16 protein-coding genes and 1 rRNA gene are annotated in these 19376 nt (G+C 61.0%); 9 read left to right on the forward strand and 8 right to left on the reverse strand.

The annotated features are described in order from the left end of the window. Positions 1-2 precede the first annotated feature (2 nt). The 4 genes from rrf (at position 3) to NDJ82_RS13480 (ending at position 3836) form a co-directional block, all read left to right on the forward strand. Positions 3-118: ribosomal RNA gene (gene rrf / locus NDJ82_RS13465) — 5S ribosomal RNA — on the forward strand. Between the two features lie 152 nt (positions 119-270). Beyond that, the gene (locus NDJ82_RS13470) at positions 271-930 is read left to right on the forward strand and encodes a paraquat-inducible protein A (protein ID WP_099583895.1); all 660 of its coding nucleotides are present in this window, start codon (positions 271-273) and stop codon (positions 928-930) included. Beyond that, positions 917-1540, forward strand: coding sequence for a paraquat-inducible protein A (locus tag NDJ82_RS13475; protein WP_099583896.1), 624 nt, complete (start codon positions 917-919; stop codon positions 1538-1540). Before NDJ82_RS13470 ends, NDJ82_RS13475 begins: the two co-directional genes overlap by 14 nt. Further along, entirely contained in the window at positions 1533-3836 is a 2304-nt protein-coding gene (locus tag NDJ82_RS13480) for a PqiB family protein (protein WP_112193291.1), read from the forward strand. Before NDJ82_RS13475 ends, NDJ82_RS13480 begins: the two co-directional genes overlap by 8 nt. A 102-nt stretch (positions 3837-3938) precedes the next feature. Here the strand turns inward: NDJ82_RS13480 and mksF are convergent, their stop codons facing one another. The 3 genes from mksF to mksB are packed head-to-tail and all read right to left on the reverse strand — an operon-like array spanning position 3939 to position 8750. Then, a complete protein-coding gene (gene mksF, locus NDJ82_RS13485; protein ID WP_099583898.1) occupies positions 3939-6779 on the reverse strand; it encodes an Mks condensin complex protein MksF in 2841 nt (946 codons plus the stop codon). Beyond that, complete coding sequence (mksE, locus tag NDJ82_RS13490; RefSeq protein ID WP_065923985.1) at positions 6776-7483, reverse strand: Mks condensin complex protein MksE; 708 nt, start codon at positions 7481-7483, stop codon at positions 6776-6778. The genes mksF and mksE overlap by 4 nt, the downstream gene beginning before the upstream one ends. Further along, positions 7473-8750: an Mks condensin complex protein MksB gene (mksB, locus tag NDJ82_RS13495; protein WP_250925677.1), complete on the reverse strand. Its 1278-nt coding sequence runs from the start codon at positions 8748-8750 to the stop codon at positions 7473-7475. The genes mksE and mksB overlap by 11 nt, the downstream gene beginning before the upstream one ends. Before the next feature lie 187 nt (positions 8751-8937). Between mksB and NDJ82_RS13500 the strand changes: the two genes are divergently transcribed. Both NDJ82_RS13500 and rimI read left to right on the forward strand, forming a co-directional pair. After that, positions 8938-9681 (forward strand): SPOR domain-containing protein, encoded by a 744-nt coding sequence (locus tag NDJ82_RS13500; protein ID WP_250925755.1) that lies wholly within the window; start codon positions 8938-8940, stop codon positions 9679-9681. Beyond that, the gene (gene rimI / locus NDJ82_RS13505) at positions 9674-10126 is read left to right on the forward strand and encodes a ribosomal protein S18-alanine N-acetyltransferase (protein ID WP_250925678.1); all 453 of its coding nucleotides are present in this window, start codon (positions 9674-9676) and stop codon (positions 10124-10126) included. Before NDJ82_RS13500 ends, rimI begins: the two co-directional genes overlap by 8 nt. A 60-nt stretch (positions 10127-10186) precedes the next feature. On the opposite strand, the gene NDJ82_RS13510 is transcribed toward rimI, so the two are convergent. After that, the gene (locus tag NDJ82_RS13510) at positions 10187-10591 is read right to left on the reverse strand and encodes a serine kinase/phosphatase (RefSeq protein ID WP_250925679.1); all 405 of its coding nucleotides are present in this window, start codon (positions 10589-10591) and stop codon (positions 10187-10189) included. Positions 10592-10730: 139 nt separating this feature from the next. Here NDJ82_RS13510 and can point away from each other — a divergent pair, with 139 nt between their 5' ends. Continuing rightward, a complete protein-coding gene (gene can, locus NDJ82_RS13515) occupies positions 10731-11375 on the forward strand; it encodes a carbonate dehydratase (protein ID WP_099583903.1) in 645 nt (214 codons plus the stop codon). Here the strand turns inward: can and NDJ82_RS13520 are convergent. The 4 genes from NDJ82_RS13520 to NDJ82_RS13535 all read right to left on the reverse strand — a co-directional run bounded on the left by NDJ82_RS13520 (position 11372) and on the right by NDJ82_RS13535 (position 16554). Next, a complete protein-coding gene (locus tag NDJ82_RS13520) occupies positions 11372-11896 on the reverse strand; it encodes an SET domain-containing protein-lysine N-methyltransferase (RefSeq protein WP_250925680.1) in 525 nt (174 codons plus the stop codon). The genes can and NDJ82_RS13520 overlap by 4 nt on opposite strands. Positions 11897-12042: 146 nt before the next feature. Next, complete coding sequence (locus NDJ82_RS13525) at positions 12043-13212, reverse strand: hypothetical protein (protein ID WP_250925681.1); 1170 nt, start codon at positions 13210-13212, stop codon at positions 12043-12045. Between the two features lie 121 nt (positions 13213-13333). Continuing rightward, positions 13334-15034 (reverse strand): acid phosphatase, encoded by a 1701-nt coding sequence (locus NDJ82_RS13530; RefSeq protein ID WP_250925682.1) that lies wholly within the window; start codon positions 15032-15034, stop codon positions 13334-13336. 101 nt (positions 15035-15135) lie between these two features. Then, positions 15136-16554: a short-chain fatty acid transporter gene (locus NDJ82_RS13535; RefSeq protein WP_099583907.1), complete on the reverse strand. Its 1419-nt coding sequence runs from the start codon at positions 16552-16554 to the stop codon at positions 15136-15138. A 183-nt stretch (positions 16555-16737) separates the two neighbouring features. Between NDJ82_RS13535 and NDJ82_RS13540 the strand changes: the two genes are divergently transcribed. Together NDJ82_RS13540 and NDJ82_RS13545 are read left to right on the forward strand one after the other, a co-directional pair. Beyond that, a complete protein-coding gene (locus NDJ82_RS13540) occupies positions 16738-18027 on the forward strand; it encodes an MFS transporter (protein ID WP_250925683.1) in 1290 nt (429 codons plus the stop codon). 121 nt (positions 18028-18148) lie between these two features. Continuing rightward, the gene (locus tag NDJ82_RS13545; protein ID WP_112193303.1) at positions 18149-19369 is read left to right on the forward strand and encodes a TolC family protein; all 1221 of its coding nucleotides are present in this window, start codon (positions 18149-18151) and stop codon (positions 19367-19369) included. Positions 19370-19376 lie beyond the last annotated feature (7 nt).

The following is a 19376-nucleotide window of genomic DNA, read 5'->3' on the forward strand; positions in this document are numbered from 1 at the left end:
TTCTTGACGACCATAGAGCATTGGAACCACCTGATCCCATCCCGAACTCAGTAGTGAAACGATGCATCGCCGATGGTAGTGTGGGGTTTCCCCATGTGAGAGTAGGTCATCGTCAAGATTAAATTCCAGAACCCCATTTGCGAAAGCAGATGGGGTTTTGTTTTGGGCAGTCGGAAAGCGCGGTTAGACCCACGACAAATTTGCACAGTTATTTCTGAACCAGACCACTAGAATAGGTACCTAACCTTTTTTAGAGCCAGAGCCCTATTTATGCCCGATCCGGTTGATGCCCTTGAGGTGTCGGATTTACCACTGGACGACCTGGTGGCATGCCATGAGTGCGACTTACTGATGCGCAAACCCGTGCTCGCCCTCGGCGAAAAAGCCCAATGCCCGCGTTGCGGTTACGAGCTGTACGCTCATCGCCACAATGTCGTTGAGCGTAGTCTTGCCCTGGTACTCGCCGCGCTGTTGCTGTACATCCCCGCAAACTTTCTCCCCATCATGCAGCTCAATCTACTCGGGCAGTCCTCTGAGGACACCGTGTGGAGTGGCGTAGTCGGCCTATTTGATACTGGCATGCAAGGCGTTGCTGCCGTGGTGTTTCTATGCAGCATGGGCATTCCCTTGCTCAAGTTGCTTTGCCAATTGGCGGTGTTGCTCAGTATTCGTTGGAAAGTCGGCCGCAGTTACGGCTTATTGTTGTACCGCATCTACCACCACATGAAAGATTGGGGAATGTTGGAGGTCTACTTGATGGGCGTGCTGGTGGCAATTGTGAAACTTGCCGACATGGCCGCCATCACGATTGGCCTCGGTTTGGTCTGCTTCGTCAGTCTATTAATGGTTCAGGTTCTGCTTGAGGTGGTGATGTCGCCGCACCAGATCTGGCAAGCCCTGTCGGGAGAGGATGATCATGCGGGCGATTGATGCGGGCATTCTGATTTGTACCGAATGCCACGAGTTGAACAAGCAGGAAGCAGATACCGATGAGCAAATCTGCTCCCGTTGCGGTGCGCTGATCCATGCCCGTCGCCCCAACAGCCTCGCGCGCACCTGGTCTTTGCTGATCACCGCCGCGATTTTGTACATCCCCGCCAACCTGTTGCCGATCATGACGATCAACTCATTGGGTCAGGGTGACCCCAGCACCATCATGGCAGGTGTGATTCAACTGGTGCAGCACGGTATGTTTCCCATCGCAGCCGTGGTATTTATCGCCAGTATCCTGGTGCCCACATTCAAACTGGTTGGCATTGGCCTGCTACTGTTCTCGGTGCAGCGTCACCAGCCGCTTTCTGCACAGCAACGCATTGTGATGTACCGCTTTATCGAATTCATTGGGCGCTGGTCCATGTTGGATATCTTCGTGATCGCCATCCTTGTGGCGGTCGTAAACTTTGGACGGCTTGCCAGCGTCGAGGCCAACCTCGGTGCTGCGGCGTTCGCCAGTGTGGTGATCTTGACGATGCTTGCTGCTGTAACTTTTGATCCCCGACTGATTTGGGATAACACGGAGTCGGACGACGACCATGAGTGATTTGCCTAAAGCTAAAACCCGTCCAGCTTCCAACTGGTCGGCCATTTGGGTGTTACCCCTGATTGCCCTGATCATCGGCGGCTGGTTGGGATGGCGTGCCTATTCCCAGCAGGGCATTGAGATCCAAGTGCGCTTTGAAAGCGGCGAAGGCATCCAGGTCAACAAGACTGAAGTTGTCTACAAAGGCATGCCAGTGGGTAAGGTCAAAGCCTTGGCCTTGGATGACGAGGGCAATAATCGCGGGGTGATTGCCACCATCGAGATGAACAAAGACGTCGATCAATACCTCAAGACCAACACGCGCTTCTGGCTGGTCAAACCCAGCGTCAGCCTCGCCGGTATCACTGGCTTGGAAACCCTGGTCTCAGGTAACTACATCGCCGCCAGCCCTGGCGATGGCGAACCCACACGTAAATTCAAGGCGCTCTCTGAAGAGCCGCCATTATCCGACGCCAAGCCCGGCCTGCATCTGACCATCAAGGCTGATCGTCTAGGCTCGCTGAACCGTGGCAGCCCTGTCTTCTACAAGCAGATCCAGGTCGGTCAGGTCAAAAGCTACCTGCTGTCCGAGGATCAGAGCACCGTCGAGATCAAGGTCTACATCGAACCGACTTACGCCAACCTGGTGCGCAAACACACGCGTTTCTGGAATGCCAGCGGCATCAGCATCGACGCCAACCTTTCCGGTGTGAAAGTGCGCAGCGAGTCGCTCTCCAGCATCGTCGCCGGCGGTATAGCGTTCGCCACTCCGGAAAATCGAAAAGACAGCCCACCCACCGACCCAAGCCTACCGTTCCGGTTATACGAAGACTTCGACGCCGCCGCGGCTGGCATCAGGGTCAAGGTCAAGCTCACTGACTTCGAAGGCCTGCAAGCTGGGCGTACCCCGGTGATGTACAAAGGCATCCAGGTCGGCAGCCTTAAAACCCTGAAGATCGACCCCGATCTGTCCAGCGCTAACGCCGAGTTGACCCTCGACCCATTGGCCGAAGACTACCTGGTGCAGGACACCCAATTCTGGGTAGTCAAACCGTCCATTTCCCTGGCAGGCATCACCGGTCTGGAAGCTTTGGTAAAAGGTAACTACATCGCCGTCCGTCCTGGCGATAAGGGCAGCGCTCCTCAGCGTGAATACGTCGCCCGCGCCAAAGCACCACCGCTGGACCTGCGCTCTCCGGGCCTGCACATGGTGCTATTCACCGATAACCTTGGCTCCCTGGATGTCGGCAGCCCGATCCTTTACAAGCAGGTCAGAGTCGGTTCGGTACAGAGCTACCAGTTCTCGCGCAAGAACAAGCAACTGGTGATTGGCGTTCACATCGAGAAGGAATACGAAAACCTGGTCAACGGTTCCACGCGTTTCTGGAATGCCAGTGGCGTCACCCTGACCGGTGGCCTCACCGGCGGCATCCAGGTGAAGAGTGAATCCCTCGCCAGCCTGATGGCCGGCGGCATCGCCTTCGAAACGCCACAGCCGAACGTACCCCTGAAAAAGCGCATTCCGCGTTTCCGCTTGTTCGCCGACCGTGAAGCCGCCAACCAGCACGGCACTCTGGTGACCATCAAGGTTGACCGCGCCGATGGCCTGCGCCCAGGCACTGCGGTACGTTTCAAAGGCCTGGATGTCGGCAAGATCGAGAGTGTCGACCTGAGTGCCGATATGCAGTCGGTGCTGCTCAGCGCCCGCATCACCCAGGTGGCGGACCGGATCGCACGTGCCGGTAGCCAGTTCTGGGTGGTCAAGCCGGAGCTCGGCCTGATGAAAACCTCCAACCTGGAAACCCTGGTCACCGGCCAATACATCGAAGTGCAACCCGCAGTAAAAAGCTCGGGGCCGCAAAAGAGTTTCGTCGCCCTGGACCAGCCGCCTGAGGTAGTACACCAAGAGGAAGGTCTGAGCCTCACGCTCAGCGCCGCACGCCGTGGCTCGTTGAAGGAAGGTGTGCCTGTGACTTACCGTGAGGTTACCGTGGGCAAAGTTACGGGCTACGAGTTGGGCCAAACCGCTGACCGCGTGCTGATCCACATCCTGATCGAACCCAAGTACGCATCGCTGGTGCGCGGTGGCAGTCGTTTCTGGAATACCAGTGGCTTCGGTCTCGACTTCGGCCTCTTCAAAGGCGCCACCGTACGGACTGAGTCCTTGGAGACGCTGGTTGCCGGCGGCATCGCCTTCGCCACGCCAGACGGCGAGCGGATGGGTAACGCTGCGCGGCCACAGCAGACCTTCCCGTTGTTTGATAAGTTTGAAGATGAATGGCTGACCTGGGCGCCTAAAATTCCGCTCGGCAAGTAGACCCAGGCGCGGCTATCGGGGGCTTGCCCCCGTGAGGCCGCCCCAGACACAAAAAAGGCCCCTGGGGAGAACCCAGGGGCCTTTGCATTTCAGCCCAAAAAATCAGACCTCATCCAACTCCGGTTCATCCGCCTGCACATTCACCGTCGCCTTCACCACATCGTGACGACGGATGTACTTCCAATCCGCCTCATCGATGTAGATCCCGTTCGGGCCGCTGCCACCTTCCAGGTCAATCGCCACCTGGGCAGACACTTGCGGCTTCACACTCGCCAGAATCGGCACGAAGCCCAGTTGCAGGCTGGTTTCCAGCAACGCGGCCTGGTTCTTCTCGTCGATGTCCGCCGCTTCATCCAGGTAGTACGGCAAGCGCACACGCCCAGCCTGATCGCGGTCCATCAGGTGCAGCAACAAGTACATGTTGGTCAGCGCCTTGATGGTCATGGTGGTGCCGTTGGACGCCGCACCATCAATGTCGGTGTGAATGACCGGCTGACCATTTACCTTGGTGATCTCAAACGCCAGCTCGAACAAGTCCTTGAGGCCCAACTGGTTGTGGTTGGCCGCCACCAGACGCGCTAGATACTCCTTGGCCTCTTCGTTCTTGTTGTCTTGCTCGGCGCTCTGGCTGAGGTCGAACACCGATAGCGTTTCGCCTTCCTCGTACTGACCCGCACTGTGGATGATCTGGTCGATATGCTTGAGAGCTTCTTTGTTCGGCGCCAGCACGATGCGGAAGCTTTGCAGGTTGGACACCTGACGCTTGTTGATCTCGCGGTTGAACAACGCCAACTGGTGCTCAAGGCTGTCGTAGTCGCTGCGGATATTGCGCAGGGTCCGAGCGATATCGGTGACCGCCGCGCGGCGCGCCTTGCCCAGCGTCAGCGCTTCATCAGTGCGGTGGGCGTAGGCATTGATCAGCAGTTGCAGACGGCGCTCAACATCATCCTCGCTGTCGAACTTGGCCACGCCCTTGAGGCGCACCTGCGCATACAGCGCCTCGATCTGGCCATCGGCGCGCAGCAGACCTTGCCAGCTGTCCTGATAGTCATTGAGCAACGGCAGCAGGTTGTCCATGGAGTCGTCGACCGGGTCCATGAACGGCGTGCCGAACGGCAAATCCGCTGGCAGCAACTGACGACGGCGCAAGGCGTCGTCCAGCGTACGTTGCTTGGCTTCCATGTCGCCAATCTGCCGGCCGACCAGTTGCAGCTTCGCCGACAGTTGTTGGACACGTTCGGTAAACGCATCGCTGGAGCGCTTCAACTCGTCCTGGGCGGCTTCCATCTGCGCCAGGTTTTCCAGCTTCTCGCCTTCTTCGGCGCTCAGGGTTTGCGCACGGCGGAAGTCTTCCAGGGCCTTTTGCGCGTCAAGCACCTGCTGGTACAGCGCCTCGGTCTGGGTCTTGCTCGCGGCGCGGTCGGACGCTACAGCCTGCTGCGTCTTGAGTTGCTTGAGCTCTTTTTCCAGGCGTTCCTTCTGGTCGCGCAATGCGGCGCGATCTGCCAGGGCCTGCAACGCCGGCGGCTCGATGTGGGAGATGTCGATGGACAGCCCCGGCACTTCAAAGCGCTCGCCCTTGAAGCCATCGAGGATCTGCTCCAGGGATTTGACCCACTGGCCGTCCTCGTCCAGCGTGATGCCATGCTCACCCAACGGCAGGCTGAACAACGAGCTGTTGAACAGACGCATCAGACGCTCGACATCCTGCTGTGAGAATTCTTCCCGCAGTTTGGCGTAGCTGTTGTTGTCGGCGTGATCAAGCTGCTGTCTGACCGACTTCAAGCGTTTTTCCAAGTCGCGCAGACGCTCGTCCAAGTCTTCGGCGCTGAACTGACGTGACTGCGCCAAAGCGCCCGCCAGCTCATCGTGGGCATCCTTGGCCGCCAGCAGTTGCTGTTCCAGCACCTTCACGTCATCCACCAGGGCAAAGCGATGCTTGAGCACCGACAGCTCGCCCAACCAGCGCTGGATGCCGCTGATCTCACGCTCCAGGCGCATCAACTCCTGGGTGCCACCGCGCTGATCGTTCTGCAGCGCGTCCTGCTCGTTGCGGTAGTGCTCGGCCTGGATGGTCAGCTCTTCCTTGCGTGCACTGGCGTAATCGGACCAGGTGCCCAGCAGCGAGTCCAGCAGCGGCGACAGGCGATGCAGTTTGCCGCGCAAGCTGTCGCGCTGGCGAACGCCATTGGCCAACGCTTCGACCAGCGGACCCGCGGCGACCAGCGAGTTGTAGTCCTGCTCCATGCGTCGCACATCGCGAAAGGCTTCTTCGCACGCTGCGATGTAATCCACGCTACCGGAACGCAGGCTGTGTTCGAAGGCATCGAGGAACAATTGCTTGAGCTTGGCTGCGGTGATTTCGCGCATGTGCAGCAGGTTGATAAACAACGCACGGAAGGTCTTCAGGCTCTGCTCGCTGGTGGAGCGCAGCGGGATCAGCGTCAGGTCCAGCGGGATCGAGGTGTGCCCACCCACCAGCAAACGCCGCAGTTCATCCGGCTTGAGTTCGTAGGCTTTGAGGCCTTCGCGCTCAAGGTTGGTGAACAGCTCTTTCTGACGCAGGCACGTGTCGTTCTTTTGGTAGTGCGCCAGGTCCAGCTTGCCCGCATAGGCGAAGAACTGGTGACCGAAACCACCGCCCGGGCCGCGCCCGACCACGCCGATCACGTGCGGGCCGTGGGGCAGGGAGACTTCCACCAGGATGTAGCTGGTGTCGGTAGCAAAGTAGAAGCGCCGCGATTGTTCGAGGGTGTACTTGCCGAAGCTCATGTCCGACATGCGTGCCAGGATCGGGAACTGCAAGGCGTTGATCGACGCGGATTTACCCAGGTTGTTTGCGCCATACACCGACAGCGGTTCTTCCAGCGGGAACAACCCCAAGCTGTAGCCGGCAGTGTTCAATAGGGCGAAGCGGCGGATGCCGTAGCGTTCCTTGCTCATGCGTCGGTCTCCTGTTCTTCGGCAATGGCGCGGGCCAGTGCGTCTTCTTCGCTTTCGTCCGCGAAGTCGCTGAGGTCCAGCGGGTCATCGGTCTTCAGCAGTTTTTCATCGCTGTCTTCGTCGATGATCACCGGCACCGGCAGTGGCAACACGCTGTGCACGCTGGCCGCCAGGTCGCGGTCCTGCTGCACCGACAGGCAGACGTCGAGGAAGCGGTGCATCGGCGGCAGGAAACGATAAATGCCGTTGTCTTCGCTGGCAAAACCCAGCTGGGTCATGCGGCGCATGATTTTTTCTTCGAGTTCTTCCTGGGTCTGCACTTCGGCCTGGATAAACAGGTCGCGGTATTTTTCCAGCAGGGACGGCAGCTCGTCGCGGCCCAGGCTGCCACCGTCGAGCACGGCGATCGGGTCGCGGCCCTGATCGGCGAGGTGCTCGACGATGATGAAGGTGAACAGCGCCAGGCGCTGGGCGGTCTTGTTCACCTGCGCGCTGGCGATGGCGGAGTCCGGCACGAAGTAATAAAAACCACGGGTGTCGCATACCAGCTCAAAGCCCAGGGCCTTGAACAGCGTGCGGTACTGGTCCTGGAAGTTCGACAGTTGTGCGTACAGCTCCGGGTCGCGGCGGCTGACGTGGTAACCCTTGAACAGCTCGCGAAAGATCGGCGCCAGCTGGGACAGTTCGGATAGATCAAGATGCATAAGGTGTACTCGCAGGATGCTCGGCGGCGTCGGTGCCGGCCGGGAGCAGGGCGAATGAGCGCAGGCTGACCTGGTGCTCGTGTGTGTGGTAATCGCGACGTTCCAGGCGTTCGCGCTTGAAGCGCTTCTCACGGGACAGTCGCGAGAACCAGTACAGCAATTCGTCGGTGGCGCCGTCCGGTTCCTGCTCCAGCAGCCAGCTCATCAGGTCCGGCATCGGCAGGGCGTCTTCGCAACGCTCCAGCATTTCCTTGACCGTACGTGGCGCACGCTGGGCTTCGCCCTTGTAGGATTTGTGCGCCTTGGGGAACCGTGCCGGTTTCGGCTCGAAATTCGCCAGGGCATATACATAGGCTTCCACCTGACTCGCGCTACCAAGGAAGGTACTTTGCGGCCGGGTGAACATGGGCATGGCGGCCTGGGGTACCGCATCCAGGCCTTTGCGGCGGATGGCCGACAGCGCCAGTGCCGCGCCACGGGTCACGGCGTTGTGCCGGCGCGCTTCTTCACGCAGCGGCAACAGCAGCTCGCGGGCATGACGCAAGGTCAACTGGGCGCTGGTCTGCATTTCGAGGATGCGCGCGTGGGTGCGCAGCAGCATGTCGTCGTCCACCAGGTGGCCAAGACGCTGTTGCTCGGTGAGCATGCGCAGCAGCACATTCTCGACCTTGCGCACGCCTTGCTCGAAGGCGCCGTCGGCGTTCACCAGTTGGATCATGGGTTCGACGTATTCGTCCCAGGTCGCCAGCACTTCAGCGTAACGCTGGCGCAACGGGATCTGCCGGTCGCTGGTCTTGGCACGGTCTGCCACGGCCGCGAGGGCTTGTTCGTCGTTGGCGAGTTTTTTCAGCACATCCCGCACGCGCATATCCAGCAGGCGCAGCTGGCGGGCCAGGTCGTGGCCGTCACGGATGTCGAAGGCGTCCTGGATATAACCGGCCAGGCGCTCAAGGTGGCGCAGGTAGGCTTCGATTTCCAGGCACAGGCCAAGCCGGTGCTCCTTGCGAAGATAAGCCAGGAAATCGTGGATCTGCGCGTTGAGCTCGAAACGGTTCGGGCTCTTGGCGACAGGCACCAGGATATCCAGGCGAATCCACACGTCCAGCAGGCTGGTGATGTCCTGGGGCGTGCTGTCCAGTTGTTGGGCGGCCAGTTGTGCGCGCAGCTCGCTCAGGCTCAGGGTGCCCTGGTCGAAGTGTTCGCACAGTGGCTCAAGTAAGGCCCAGTGTTCGGCGAGGGCGCGCAGGACGCGCTTGGGTTCGATCATGGGAATGGCCGGCTGGTTGGCGATTAAAAGTCGCGATTGTACTGCATCAAGCGGGGGATTTATCCACAGCCGGTCAGTGCGCAGTGGGCGATTGTTACCGAACAGCGGTAGAATCCCCGCTCTTTACTTATCCACAAGTGGCCGAGCTGTGCTTATCGAGTCCCGACGTCGCGCTTACTTGACCGCCATGCAGGTCGTCAACTGGCTGCCCCGCACCGAACTGCCGTTTGCCGCGCCGTCGCGGCCCGAGCTGCTGCAGGCGCTTGAGCCCGATGAGGCGTTCCAGACCTCGGGCGAGGAGGCCGCCGCACCGGTGGCGGTGGTCAAGCCGCAGCCGCAGGCGCGCCCGGCGGTCGAGCGCACCAAGATCGAAGTGCCACGCCCGTCGCCGATAGCCAAGCCCGTGGTCGCCGAGGCGGAGGCCCCGGTGGTCAAGACCCCGGCAGTGCCGCCGCCACGCTTTGCCCTGCAATTGCTGCGCGCCGGGCGCTGCCTGCTACTGGTGGAATTGCCCACCGGCGAGCGTTTCCAGACTCGCGATCCCGCTTATATGTTGCTCAAAGACATGCTGCGCGCCGCCGGTTTGCCCGACAGCCCGCAAATCGTCGGTGATCCGGTGCGCTGGCCGCTGTTGGTGCGCGGCACCATGGACCAGGGCCCGGAAGCGGCGCGGGATTTTGTGCAGAGCTTTGTCTCGGCGCGCCTGGAAGACGAACCCTGTGTGTGCCTGTGGCTGATCGGCCTGCCCGCCGTGCGGTTTGCCGGTGAGGCCAATGCCGAGTCCTGGTACCGCGAACTGCAGGTCGAAGGCCTGGGTTCGGTATGGGCCCTGCCGGGCCTCGAATTATTAATGGAAGAGCCACAGCGTAAGGCTGATGTCTGGCAAGCCATGCGCCGGCTGATGGCGCGCTGGAAAACAACCGATGAGTGAGGCTTTATCCTTCCGCCCGATGACCGAGGCTGACCTCGACGCCGTGCTGAAAATCGAATACGCGGCGTTCAGCCATCCCTGGACCCGCGGCATCTTTATGGACGGGCTGGGCAAGTACCAGATCTGGCTGATGTTTGAAGGTGAGCAGCAGGTGGGTCATGGCGTCGTGCAGATCATCCTCGATGAGGCGCATTTGCTCAACATCACCGTCAAGCCGGAAAACCAGGGCCGTGGTTTGGGCTTGAGCTTGCTCGTACACTTGATGTCTCGGGCCTATGAGGCCAAGGCGCGGGAGTGTTTCCTGGAAGTGCGCGACAGCAATACCGGCGCTTTTCGCTTGTACGAGCGCTATGGCTTTAACGAGATTGGCCGTCGTCGGGATTACTACCCGGCTGTCGGTGGTCGCGAAGATGCGGTCGTCATGGCCTGCACCCTCGTCGACTAAACGTTGAAACCCATGTGGGAGGGGGCAAGCCCCTCCCACATTTTGTTGAACCGCATTTCTTCAGCGGTTGCCGTCTACCGGGTCGAGATCGGCCAACTCCGCCTCATCCAACCCATTCCCGCCGCCAATCGCATCTTCATCCACGATACTCAGGTCGTAGTCCGCAGGATTATCCTCACCTTCCTCCCGGACATCCCGCGCACCATCCTCATGGATCAGGGTTTCCGGGCTCATATCGTCATCGGTAGGCTCGTGATCATCCGTCGAAGCCCCTGTCAGACCGGCTTCACGCACCCGTTCGGCGGGCATCAGGTGCTCGCGTTCACGACGTGGGATCTCATCGCCGATCTCTGCCGTCGGTTCATCTTCGTCAAAATCCAACTCGCGCATCGACCCCATGCGATCTTCGTTATCGTCAATCGGTTCGGGCTGGGTAGCGCCGTAGGGACGTCGTGATTCAGTCATGGCCAATCCTCATACTGTGGGGCTTATAGTGTGTGGACAGGCACGGCGCGCCAAAGATTCAAGCTAATTTGCGCATCGCGTGACCTGGACGATGGGTTGTCAGTCACAAAACTGCGCATCATTCCTGAGGCTTTCCCTGATGAACGAACTACAAGACCTGCTTGATAACAACGAACGCTGGGCGGATGCGATCAAACAGGAAGATCCCGAATTCTTCGCCAAGCTCGCCCGCCAGCAAACCCCGGAATACCTGTGGATCGGCTGCTCCGACGCCCGTGTGCCGGCCAACGAGATCGTCGGCATGCTGCCGGGTGATCTGTTCGTGCACCGCAACGTGGCCAACGTGGTGCTGCACACCGACCTCAACTGCCTGTCGGTGATCCAGTACGCAGTCGACGTGCTGAAGGTCAAACACATCCTCGTCACCGGTCACTATGGCTGCGGCGGTGTGCGGGCGTCGATGCAGGATCGCCAGTTCGGCCTGATCGACGGCTGGCTGCGCACCATTCGCGACCTGTACTACGAAAACCGCGACGTGCTGTCCCAGTTGCCGACCGAAGAAGAACGCGTGGACCGCATGTGCGAGCTGAACGTGATTCAGCAGGTGGCCAACGTCGGCCACACCAGCATTGTGCAAAACGCCTGGCACCGTGGGCAGAGCCTGTCCATCCATGGCTGCATCTACGGCATCAAGGATGGCCGCTGGAAGAGCTTGAACACCACCATCAGTGGCTTCGAGCAACTGCCGCCGCAATACCGCCTGCGTCCACTGGGCGAAGCCTAAGGCCGTTTACGCATCCGCCACTGGGCCATGAAGGCCTGGCCTTCGGCATTCAATGGCTCCTGGCTGCCGGTGATCCAGCCCCGGCAGTTCAGCTCGCCGCATTGGCAAGCGAACTGCCGGAACAGCACATCTTCAGTGCTGGCGTAGTCCAGGTTCAGCCAGGCGCCGGCGGCGATGGGTTGCACGGTCCAGAGCTCCAGGTACGTGGTGTCGAAGAACACATTCGGGTTGCACGAATGCTGTAAGAGGCCGCAGAACCAACAGTCGTACAAGTGGATGCGCGGGGACAACTGCAGCGTGTGCAGGCGTCGTTCGCCCACTGCGTAGCCGGAGACAATGGCAATGCGCGTGCGGCCGTCCAAGGCTGTGCGCGCCTTGATGCCACCTCCCGCGTCATTTGCGGTGCGTACGACCTTGAACTGCTCGGACGAAGGGTAGCCCTGTTCAATTCGCAGCGTCTTGAACGGGTATAAACATTCACTTGCAGCAGTTCTAGCCTTATCCATGGCTTGAGTTTTCATAACTCTCCTTGGTTAGGCTGCATCGACCTGCGGGTGGTGTCTGACGGCCAGTCTTGCAGCGGATGGGCGCGGCTCAAGACTCGCTTAAGTTGGATCCGATTTCTACTGTCAAATATGACAGTAGAAACGGGTTTTTTTTCTGCGCTTTACAACGCAGGCTCCGTGATCAGGGGAGGAGGAACGGCGTTTTTCAGCTGTTTCAACTGAGTTTTGATCGCTGATGTGGCGCACTTGGCGTTGGCCTGCTCCGGGCTCAGTTCGCGCACTGAGGTGTAGAACAACTCACAGGTCTGCTCTTTGCGCGTCACCTGCCAGGTATTCATGCAGGCCTTGAGCAGCACATTCGGGTCGCTGGCCGGTTTCTGGACCATCCCGGCCTGCCAGCAGGCGGCGCTGAGATCCTGGCCCATTACTTTCAAACCCGCCTCGTCGGCCTTTTGTTCGTTGCCGTCGTAGGTCTCGGGGTCGGCGGCGTACCAGATATAGCTTGGGTGGTTGGCGCCCAGTACCGATACGGATTTGCCCTCGATCGGGTTTATTTGCGCCAAACCCAGTACGCCCACGGTTTGCCCGTACTGCTGCTTGATCCAGTTACGCACCGGCGCGCCGAACGCCACCATTGGCAGCGAGCCGTCGGGCAGCAGGCTCAGTTCCTTGACCATGCGCGTTTGGTAGTCGGTGAAGTAGCTGTAGATGCCTTCCAAGTCTTTGCCGGCGTTGGAGGGGGCGGCGATGGGGGCGATATCGATGATGGTCTGGTAAGCCGGGGTTTCGGTGGCCGGCACGCCGTTGCTGGTGAGCAAGTCGGCCCAGCGATCCGTGGTTTTCGACTCCAGGTAATCCTGCGCCTGAGTCAATGAATAGTCCGGCGGGAAGTGCAGCAGCTCAATACTTTTACGGTTTTCCAGGGCCATGCCCAATGGCAGGAACAGGTACCAGCTGTAGGCCCACTTGCCGTCGCTGTTGAGCTTGCTGGCGCCTTGGTAAGCCAGGTCTGCAGTGTTGAGCAACGTCGTCAGGGGTTGGCCATAGCTGTCGGGAACGCCGCTGAAGGTTGCCACGACTTGGCCGTCATGGCTCTTGACGCTGACCTTGGCGCGGCTGTAACCGTCGCGCACCAGGCTTTGGTTCAGATAGTGCTCGGCGGTCTGCTCCAGCGTCCAGGGACGAAAGCAGATCACATTGCAGTTGTTGGGGAACGCGAACAGCTGGGTAACCCGTTGCGTGCTACCCAGTGGTACCTCGACATCGGCGTGTACGACTGCACTGCACATCAGTGCGGCCAGGACGAGGGAAAGCCCGGTCGGTTTGAACATAGTTGATTCCTTGTCAGCGAAAGCCCGTCTGCGCGGGGTGAAAGCCCACCTCCTCACAGTAGCGGTTGACCAGGAAAACCGCGTGCTAAATCGCTGGGCGTGTCGCTATTGGATAAGAAACCTACAGGTTGAACTGCAAGGCGTTGCTCAAATCGCCCATGGGTTTCTGGCCGCGGGCGATCATCGCGTCATCGCGCTGCTTGAGGCCGTCGAGGGTCTCCAGTTGGAAGACCCGGGTGATCAAGCGCAGGATCGACGCGGTATCGTACACCGTATGGTCCACCGTGCCTTTACGTGCGAACGGCGACACCACCAGCGCCGGAACCCGCGTGCCAGGGCCCCAGCGGTCGCCTTTGGGCGGTGCGACGTGGTCCCACCAGCCGCCGTTTTCATCGACGGTGACGATCACCACCATGTTTTTCCACTGCGGGCTGTCCTGCAGCACCTTCAACGCGCGGGCGATATGGCGGTCGCCCGAGGCCACGTCGGCGTAACCGGCATGCATGTTCAGGTTGCCCTGGGGTTTGTAGAAACTCACGGCCGGCAGCTTGCCAGCCTGGGCATCGGCGAAAAACTTATTGGTGCTGGACTCATCGCCCAAACCGCCATCGCGCAGGCGCTTGTCGCGTTCTGCACGGTTCTCGGGACCCTGTTTTTTGAAATAGTTGAACGGCTGGTGGTGGTACTGGAAGTTCGGGATTTTCGGAATGCCCCCCGAATCCTTGAACTGATCCAACGTCGCCTGCCAGGCCCCGGCATACCAGGCCCAGTCAACGTTCTTTTTCGACAGCTTGTCGCCGATGTGTTCGTGGGTCTGCGGCACCAGCACGTTGGGCAGGTCGGGTTTGGAGTAATCCGGGTTCTGCGGGTCGCGAATCCACGTCGGCCAGTAGGGCGGGGCCAGGGTATTCACAGCGAAACCGTCCGGGGTCAGCGCGCTGGGGCCGAACTGCGGCGGGCCAGTCATGGCGCTGGCCGGGGATTTTTCGAGCGGTTTGAGGCGTGTGTCGGTCGGGTCATCGCTTTGCAGCGTGGCGATCTGCGCCTTGGCCACCGACGCTGCCGCATTCGGATAAACCGGCGCCGTGGCGCTGATCAGGTACTGATGATTAAGGAACGAACCGCCGAACGCACCCTGGAAGAAGTTATCGCAGAGCACAAACTCCTTGGCCACGTCCCACAGACGCAGGGAATAACGGCTTTGAGCGTAACGGCCCATCACCAGCCCGCCGGAATCCGCCCAGGCGACGAAGCCATCGTTCTTGCCGCCGTTGATCTGCATCTGGTTCTGGTAAAACACGTGCCACAAATCGCGGGTGACCAGGCTCAGCGGCAGGTCTTCGCCACTCGGACCCTTGAGGTCGAAAGGGGCGTTGGGCAGGTTTTCCTGGAATTGCACTTCACTGGGGTACGTCACCCCGTCGACGGTTTGCGGGCCGACTTGCAGTACGCCGCCCCAGGCCGGTGGCAGCGTGCTCAATAAGCTGCCATCGCGGTCGCGTTGCTGGGTGTCGGTTGCGGACAGCGCGGAAAGCGGTTTCTCAACACCTGGGAAATCCGCAAACAGATTGTTGAAGCTGCGGTTCTCGGCATAGATCACCACCACGGTTTTCACCTGGTCCTGCAAGGCCTTGTCCAATTCCTGGGGCGTGAGTGGCCGTGCTGCAGGTTTTCCCGGCGCGTCACTGGTGTGGCCGCAGGCACTCAAGGTCGCCCCCACCCCCAACACAGCCGCGCCTCCCAGGAAGCGCCGCCGGCTGCTGTCTACCGGCGGATTGGATGTGGAACCTGGGGCAGGGCGGTCTTCGTGCTCGTCACTCATTGCGGGGAGTCCTTGCTGGCGAGTTGTTGCAAGATATTTCGCAGGACGGTAGCAATGCAATGTGACGGAACGAAGACAGGCATTAGAGCAACCGCCGTGCCCTATGGCATCACCGGCGGCAGATACGTCAACGTCGTCCCCAACGCCCACAACAAAAACAGCACCAGTGGCGTGTGCACCAGCAACTGCACAAACGAAAACCCGATCAGATCCCGCGCTTTGAGCCCCAACACCCCGAGCAACGGCAGCATGTAGAAAGGGTTGATCAGATTGGGCAGCGCTTCAGCCGCGTTGTAGATCTGCACCGACCAGCCCAGGTGGTATTGCAGGTCATTGGCCACTTGCATCACGTACGGCGCTTCGATGATCCACTTGCCGCCGCCCGACGGGATAAAGAAGCCCAGCACCGCCGAGTACACGCCCATCAACAGCGCGTAGGTGTCGTGGGAGGCGATGGAGGTGAAGAAGGTCGAGATATGGTGTGCCAGCGTCTGGCCGTCAGCGCCTTTCACCACCGTCATCAGCGCCGCAATCGAGCCGTACAGCGGGAATTGGATCAGCACGCCAGTGGTGGTCGGCACCGCCCGCGCCACCGCATCCAGAAAGCTGCGCGGGCGCCAATGCAACAGCGCACCGACCATGATGAACAGGAAGTTGTAAGTGTTGAGCCCCGAGATGGCGCTGATCGCCGGTTTGGTCGAGAACTCGTGGAACAGCCAACCGGCCGCCAGCAGTGCCAGCAGGATGGTCAGCAGCGGACTGTGTTCCAGCCATTCGCCGGGGCGCGTCGGGGCTTGCGGCTTGGGCAGGTTGAAGGCCGGGTCGACGCCGCAGGCCTTGGCGTCACGGGCGCTGTTCGGGCCGGGCGCGGTGGCGTAGGCGATGATCAGCGACACCACGATCAGCGCCAGTAACAACACGCCGGATTGCCACAGGAAGATGGTCTCGGTAAACGGGATCATCCCGGTGATCGCCAGAATCGACGGCGGCAGGCTGGCCGGGTTGGCCTGCAACTGCGCGGCCGACGACGACAACCCCAGCGCCCACACCGCACCGAGGCCCAGGTAGGCCGCAGCACCGGCGGCGCGGTAGTCCATGCGCAAATCCGTACGCCGGGCCAGCGCCCGTACCAGCAAGCCGCCGAATACCAGGGACAGGCCCCAGTTGAGCAGCGAGGCGACCATGGAAATCAACGCCACCCAGGCCACGGCTGAACGGCCGTTTTTCGGGATGCGTGCCAGGCGGTCAATCAGCTTGACCGCCGGCGGCGAACTGGCGACGACGTAACCGCCGATGACCACAAACGCCATTTGCATGGTGAACGGGATCAGGCTCCAGAACCCATCGCCGAAGGCCTTGGCGGCCTCGGTGGGCGCTGCGCCCATGCCCAGGGTCGCCACGGCGACGATGATCACCGCGAGCGCGGCGAACACCCACGAGTCAGGGAACCAGCGTTCGGCGAAGTTGGAGCAACGCAGGGCAAATCGGGCATAGCGGCTTTCTTCGATAGCATCGGCCACGGGTCGTACCTCTTGTATTTATTATGGGCGGCAGTTTTCGCGCATGTTCCTCCACGGCCATTGATATGGGAATGCAGTTATCTTCATCGATCCATGAGGAAAACAAATATATCTGCGGCGATTGCCATCAACCGGCTCAGCTCATAACCTGCACGCCATTTTGTTTGTCTGCCGAGCCTCAACATGACTGCCACCTTTTCTTCACAGGCGCAGCGTTTTTCCCGCTCCGACTACAAAACCCTGGGCCTGGCCGCCCTGGGCGGTGCCCTGGAAATCTACGATTTCATTATTTTCGTGTTTTTTGCGCTGACCCTCAGCCAACTGTTTTTCCCCCCGGAAATGCCCGAGTGGCTGCGCCTGCTGCAAAGCTTCGGCATCTTTGTCACCGGCTATCTGGCGCGCCCGCTGGGCGGGATCCTGATGGCGCACTTTGCCGACCACCTGGGGCGCAAGCGTGTGTTCAGCCTCAGCATCCTGATGATGGCGTTGCCGTGCCTGCTGATCGGGATCATGCCGACCTATGCGCAAATCGGTTATTTCGCCCCGCTGATCCTGCTCGCGCTGCGCGTGCTGCAAGGTGCGGCGGTGGGCGGCGAAGTGCCGAGCGCCTGGACCTTCGTCGCCGAGCACGCGCCGCGCAATCACCGTGGCTACGCGCTGGGCTTTCTGCAGGCCGGCCTGACCTTCGGCTACCTGCTCGGCGCCTTGACCGCCACGCTGCTGGCGCAAGTTTTCACCCCGGCCGAAATCCTGGATTACGCCTGGCGTTTTCCGTTTCTGCTCGGCGGTGTGTTCGGCGTGATCGGCGTATGGCTGCGTCGCTGGCTCAGCGAAACCCCGGTGTTCCTCGAAATGCAGGCCCGCCGCCAGGCCGCCGCTGAACTGCCGCTGCGTACCGTACTGCGTGACCACCGCGCCGTCTTGTTGCCGGCGATGATCCTCACCTGCGTGCTCACCTCCGCCGTGGTGGTCCTGGTGGTCATCACCCCGACCATGATGCAAAAAACCTTCGGCATGAGCCCCAGTCACACCTTCGCCCTGAGCGCATTGGGCATCGTGTTCCTGAACATCGGCTGCGTCCTCGCCGGCCTGCTGGTGGACCGCATCGGCGCCTGGCGCGCGGTGCTGGTCTACAGCCTGTTGCTGCCCATGGGCATCGCGTTGCTGTACGCCTGCCTGATCAATGGCGGCGTGTGGCTGGGCGCGGCGTACGCCGTGGCGGGCTTGAGCTGCGGCGTGGTGGGCGCAGTGCCGTCGGTGATGGTCGGGCTGTTTCCGGCCCAGGTGCGGGTGTCGGGGATTTCCTTTACCTACAACATTGCCTACGCGCTGTGGGCGAGCACCACGCCGTTGATGCTGATCGCGCTGATGCCTACCAGCCCGTGGATCTGCGTGGGGTATTGCGTGGTGATGGGGGCGGTGGGCGTGACGAGTGTGGCGCTGTTTGGCAAGCGCCACACATTGGCTGCCTGAGGGCCCGCTCGGAAGTGCCAGAGCCCTTGCTGTCGATTTTGTAATCTTTGCTCCACCGCCCTGATAAGTCGCGAGCGCTACATTGCCTGCGCTTGGACCTCATGGCCGTGGAACTCTTGTTATGGCAATTTCCGTTAAAAAACTGGTCGGGGCGACGCTGCTGTGGGCGGCCGCCAACGCCGCCCTGGCGCAACCCCTGACCCTCGATTCCGCCCTGCAAACCGCCTTCGCCAACAACCCGGACCTGGCCGCCGCGCAATGGGAAATCGACATCGCTGCGGGCGGTCGCCAACAGGCTGGGTTGATCCCCAATCCGGTCGTGTCCTGGGACGCCGAAGACACTCGCCGCGACTCTCGCACCACCACCGTCAAACTCAGCCAAGCCCTGGAGCTGGGCGGTAAGCGTGGGGCGCGCATCGATGTCGCCAGCCGCGCCCAGGACGCCGCCGCGCTGACCCTGGAACAGCGCCGCAACACCCTGCGCACCGAGGTGATCGACAGCTATTACGCGGCCCTTCGCGCCCAGGAACGCCTCGACTTGGCGCAACGTTCACTGGCCCTGGCCGAACGCGGTCTGGTGGTCGCCAACGGCCGCGTCAGCGCCGGCAAGACATCACCGGTGGAAGCCACCCGTGCCCAGGTGCAGTTGTCGCAAATCCGCCTGGAACTCAACCGCGCACAGATCGGCCTCACTGACGCGTATCGCCGGCTGGCCGCCAGCACTGGTAACGCCGCCGCCGACTTTGACGCTGTCGCCACGCCAAGCCAATCCACACCGGCCCTGCCGCCAGCCGCACAGTTGCTGGCACGCCTTGAGCAGACCGCTGAGCTGCGTCTGGCCGAACTGCACATTCAGCAAAGCGAGGCCAGTGTGAGCCTGGAAAAAACCCAGCGCATTCCCGACCTCGACGTGTCCATCGGCAGCCAATACGACGCCAGTGTGCGCGAGCGCGTGAACCTGGTGGGCGTGTCGATGCCGCTCCCGCTGTTCAACCGCAACCAGGGCAACGTGCTCGCCGCCACCCGCCGTGCCGACCAGGCCCGTGACCTGCGCAATGCCGCTGAGCTGCGCCTGCGCACCGAAACCCGCCAGGCCCTTGACCTGTGGCAAGCCGCTAATACGGAGGTGCGCGCGCTCAACCAGCAGATCCTGCCCGCCGCTCAAAGTGCGGTGGATGCCGCCACCCGTGGCTTCGAGATGGGCAAGTTCAACTTCCTCGACGTGCTCGACGCCCAGCGCACCCTGATCGCGGCGCGCACCCAATACCTCACGGCCACGGCCCAGGCCACCGACGCCTGGCTGCGCATCGAACGGATTTACGGCGACCTCGCCCGCTTCTGATTTTTCC

This window comes from Pseudomonas sp. SR18, from assembly GCF_023701505.1.
Taxonomy (GTDB): domain Bacteria; phylum Pseudomonadota; class Gammaproteobacteria; order Pseudomonadales; family Pseudomonadaceae; genus Aquipseudomonas; species Aquipseudomonas cyclaminis.